Below are 3471 nucleotides of genomic sequence, written 5' to 3'. Positions count from 1 at the left end.
GACGCCCGTCGCCGACGCCTTCCGGTTGCTGGGCCTGCATCCCGGCCGCGACTTCGACGACTACGCCGCCGCCGCGCTCACCGGCCGCGCAGACACGCTGGCCACGCTCGTCAGCGGACACCTGCTCGACGTGCAGGACGGCCGCTACCGCATGCACGACCTGCTCCGGACCTATGCCCGCGAACTGGTCGCGCCGTCCGAGAGCGACGAGGCCACCGCCCGCCTGATCGACCACTACGTCTACACCGCTTCGTTGGCCATGGATGTGGCCGTGGAGTACGAAAAGGACCGTCGCCCGAAGATCACCCCACCGGAGTCGCCGACACCAACCTTTGCCGACGTCGCCGAGGCCACCGCGTGGCTGGAGGCCGAGCGCGCCAACCTGATCGCCATCGCCCCGCACGCCTCGGCCCGCCAGGTCGGACAGCTTTCCGCCATCCTGCACCGGTATCTCGACAACGGCGCCTACTACCACGAGGCCCAGCTGCTGCACGCCTACGCCGCCCGGATCGCCGAACCGGACGCCAAAGGTGCGATCCTGTGCAACCTCGGGGTGATCTTCTGGCGTCTCGACCGGCCGCGCGAGGCTCTCGACCGCTACCTCCAGGCCTTGGACACCGGCGATCGCAGCGTCGCGGTCCGGGCCCTCAACAACATCGGGCTCGTCGACGAACACCTCGGCAACTACGAGGAGGCGCTCAGCCGCTTCGCCCGGGCCGCCGAAGTCGCCGACGAGGTGGGCGACCGCCCGGGCCGGGCCCGCGCCCTGGACAACCTCGGCAACGTGACCGAATACCTCGGCCGCTACGACGAGGCCTTGCGGCACAAGCAAAAGGCCCTGGACATCGCCCGGGAGATCGGCGACGTCGTCGGCGAGGCCAGCACCCTCAACAATCTCGGCAACGTCTACGAGCGGATCGCCGACCACCGCACCGCCCTCGCCCACTACCAGCGGGCCCTGGACATCGGCCGCCGCATCGGGCACGCCGAGATCGAGGGGCACGCCCTCGACAACGCCGGCTCCGCCTACCGTCACATCGGCGACCACGCCAAGGCCGAGGACCACCATCGCCGCGCCATCGACCTCGCCCGCGAGGCCGGCAACAACTACCTGCTTGCCCGTGCCCTCAACAACTTCGGCGAGACCCTCCGTCATCAGGGCGACCGCTCCGCCGCCGCCGACGCCTACCGCGAGGCCCTCGCCATCGCCTCGTCGCTGCGTGAACTCCTCGTCCAGGCCCGGGCTCACGACGGCATCGCGCACTGCTCGGTCGACCCCGCCGACGCCCGCGCCCACTGGCAGCAGGCGTTGGACATCTACCGCCAGCTCAACGCGCCGGAGGCCGCGGCGGTGGCCGCCGCCCTGCGCGGGTGACGGAAGGCCCGCCCGCGCCGGGGAACTCATGCGCGGACGGGCCCCGTGGATGTCGTGCGGGGTCCGCGTCGTCCGGCTGGGGACCCGACGACGTGGACGGGGCCGGCGAAGGGAGGCGAAGGGCCCTCCGCCTCCTCCCCCCTACGGGTCGCCGACACGTCCGCACGGCCATCCAGGTGCTCCATTTTTCCAGCAAGCCCAACTGATAACACCGTTACCAGTGGCCACATCACCTGAACGGACCAGTGAACTTCCCCGGCCCGCCCAGGCCGATAGTTGACCAATACACCCAGCTCACGGCCCATCTAGTCAGTCAACAGCGCGGGGACGGTTGCCCACATCGACCGGTAGCTGGTTTCACCAGGTGTGCCCGCGGCGCGGGTAACTCAGTTACCCTCGCGGCATGGCGACACCATCGCGCCAGGACGGCGACCCGGGGCCGCTGGCGGCGAAGATCCAGGCGTTGTTCGTGCGGCAGCTGCGACCCGTCTCCGACCACCAGCACGCCCGGGACGTGGCGGCCACCGGCAACCCGCACGCCCCGCGCCGCCGCACCGAGTACAGCCACAGCGCGGTGGCCAGGGCCATCGGGTCGACGGACACCTACGTCACCCAGCTCCGCTACGGCCAGCGGGACAACCCGAACCTCAAGCTCATCCAGAAGCTGGCCGACTTCTTCCGGGTCGACGTCTCGTACCTGGTCAAGGACGAGGTCCCGGTGGGCGACCTGCCCCTGTACCTGAAGCAGCCTTCGGTGCGGGACCGAGTGAACAACCTGTTCGACAAGATCCGGCCGAGCGGGCCGGCCGAGCCCCCGTACACCGACGACGCCGTGGCGGCGGCGATCGGCGTGGACGTGGCGCAGATCCGCCGCGTCCGGGACGGCTCCGAGGACGACCCGGGGCTCAAGCTGCTCCAGGCGCTCGCGGAGCACTTCGGCGTCCCGGCCGCCTACCTCACCGACACCGACGCCAAGCTCATCGCGAGCGTGTCCGAGCAGCTCGACCTGCTCGCCGACCTGATGCCGATGGCCGCCCGCCGGCTCGGCGACCCGTCCTCGCTCAGCGTGCTGGCCGCGGTCCTGCGCCACGTCCGCGAGCGGGACACAGAGGCCGGCCAGCCGCCGGTCTGAAGCTCATCCATGGGGGTATTCCGTTGCGTTTCACGTCGTGGTCGCGCCGGTCCCACCGGCAGCGACAGGTCACGCGAGCGGTCCGGGACCTGCTGGCGGCGGTGCCCGTCGGCACCGGCCTGGAGGCGTTCGTCCGGCGGCTGGCCCAGTTCCGCGGCCGCCCGGTGAGCCTGGTGCCGTTCTCCGAGGTGGTGCCCGATGTCGCGGCGCCCTTCTCCGGCCTGTGGGTGCGCGCCCCGAGACTCGACTGCATCGTCTACGACGACAAGGCGCCGCGGGCCACCCAGCGCCACGCGGTGTTCCACGAGGTCGCGCACATGGTGCTCGGCCACCTGTCGACCGAGGACCTGGACGGCCTCCAGCTGCGGCTGATGTCCGCGCTGCTGCCCGACCTCCAGCCGCAGGTGATCAAGCGGACCGTCCGCGCGGGCCTGTGCCGCTCCGGCTGCGGCTACGTCGACGAGCAGGAGGACGCGGCAGAGCGGTTCGCGACGGAGCTGGCGCTGCGGGTGTCGCGGGCGCACCTCATCCACCCGATCCCGCCGCCGGATCCGTCCGACCTCGCGGTGATCGCCCGCTTCATGTCCACCCTTGGTCCCAGACAGCGTCCGTCAACCCGGCGGGGATCATGACGTTGTCGGCGGCCGTGCCGATCGGCGCGGTGACGTCGCTGGTCGCGGTGATCACGGTGCTGCACCGGCTGGCACAGGGCGGACGCACGCCCCAGCTGCGCGCCTTGTGTTTGGGCGCCTTGTTCGCCTTCGCGGCGTCGGCCGTGCGGATGCCGGAGATCTCGCCGCTGCTGGTCATCGGCGACGCCAACGTGACCTGGCCCGCGCACATCGTCACCGGCATCCTGTGCCAGTACTTCATGCTCTGCTACGTCTACTACACGCTGGACGAGCCGAGGGTGTCGGCGCGGCGGATGTCCCAGCACCTCAAGGGTGTGCTGATCTCGTGCACT

General features: G+C 70.9%; 4 protein-coding genes. All 4 read left to right on the top strand.

Going from position 1 to position 3471, the window contains the following annotated elements; genetic code table 11:
* On the top strand, positions 1-1375 hold a 1375-nt coding region (locus KUTG_RS45175), incomplete at its 5' end, for a tetratricopeptide repeat protein (RefSeq protein WP_198047542.1).
* A gap of 403 nt (positions 1376-1778) precedes the next feature.
* Positions 1779-2507: a helix-turn-helix transcriptional regulator gene (locus KUTG_RS45170; RefSeq protein ID WP_043726028.1), complete on the top strand. Its 729-nt coding sequence runs from the start codon at positions 1779-1781 to the stop codon at positions 2505-2507.
* A 23-nt stretch (positions 2508-2530) separates the two neighbouring features.
* Positions 2531-3139, top strand: a complete 609-nt coding sequence (locus tag KUTG_RS45165) for a hypothetical protein (RefSeq protein ID WP_043726026.1) — start codon at positions 2531-2533, stop codon at positions 3137-3139.
* Positions 3136-3471 (top strand): hypothetical protein (locus KUTG_RS62435; protein WP_043726023.1); only part of this gene is annotated, 336 nt, incomplete at its 3' end. The genes KUTG_RS45165 and KUTG_RS62435, both read left to right, overlap by 4 nt.

This window comes from Kutzneria sp. 744, assembly GCF_000568255.1.
Taxonomy (GTDB): domain Bacteria; phylum Actinomycetota; class Actinomycetes; order Mycobacteriales; family Pseudonocardiaceae; genus Kutzneria.
The sequence above is the reverse complement of the archived record's forward strand: the minus strand, read 5'-3'. Positions and strand labels throughout refer to the sequence as shown.

Bases quoted from the DNA above. Each gene is read 5' to 3' on its own strand.
- KUTG_RS45170 (WP_043726028.1), top strand. From the start codon at position 1,779: ATGGCGACACCATCGCGCCAGGACGGCGACCCGGGGCCGCTGGCGGCG.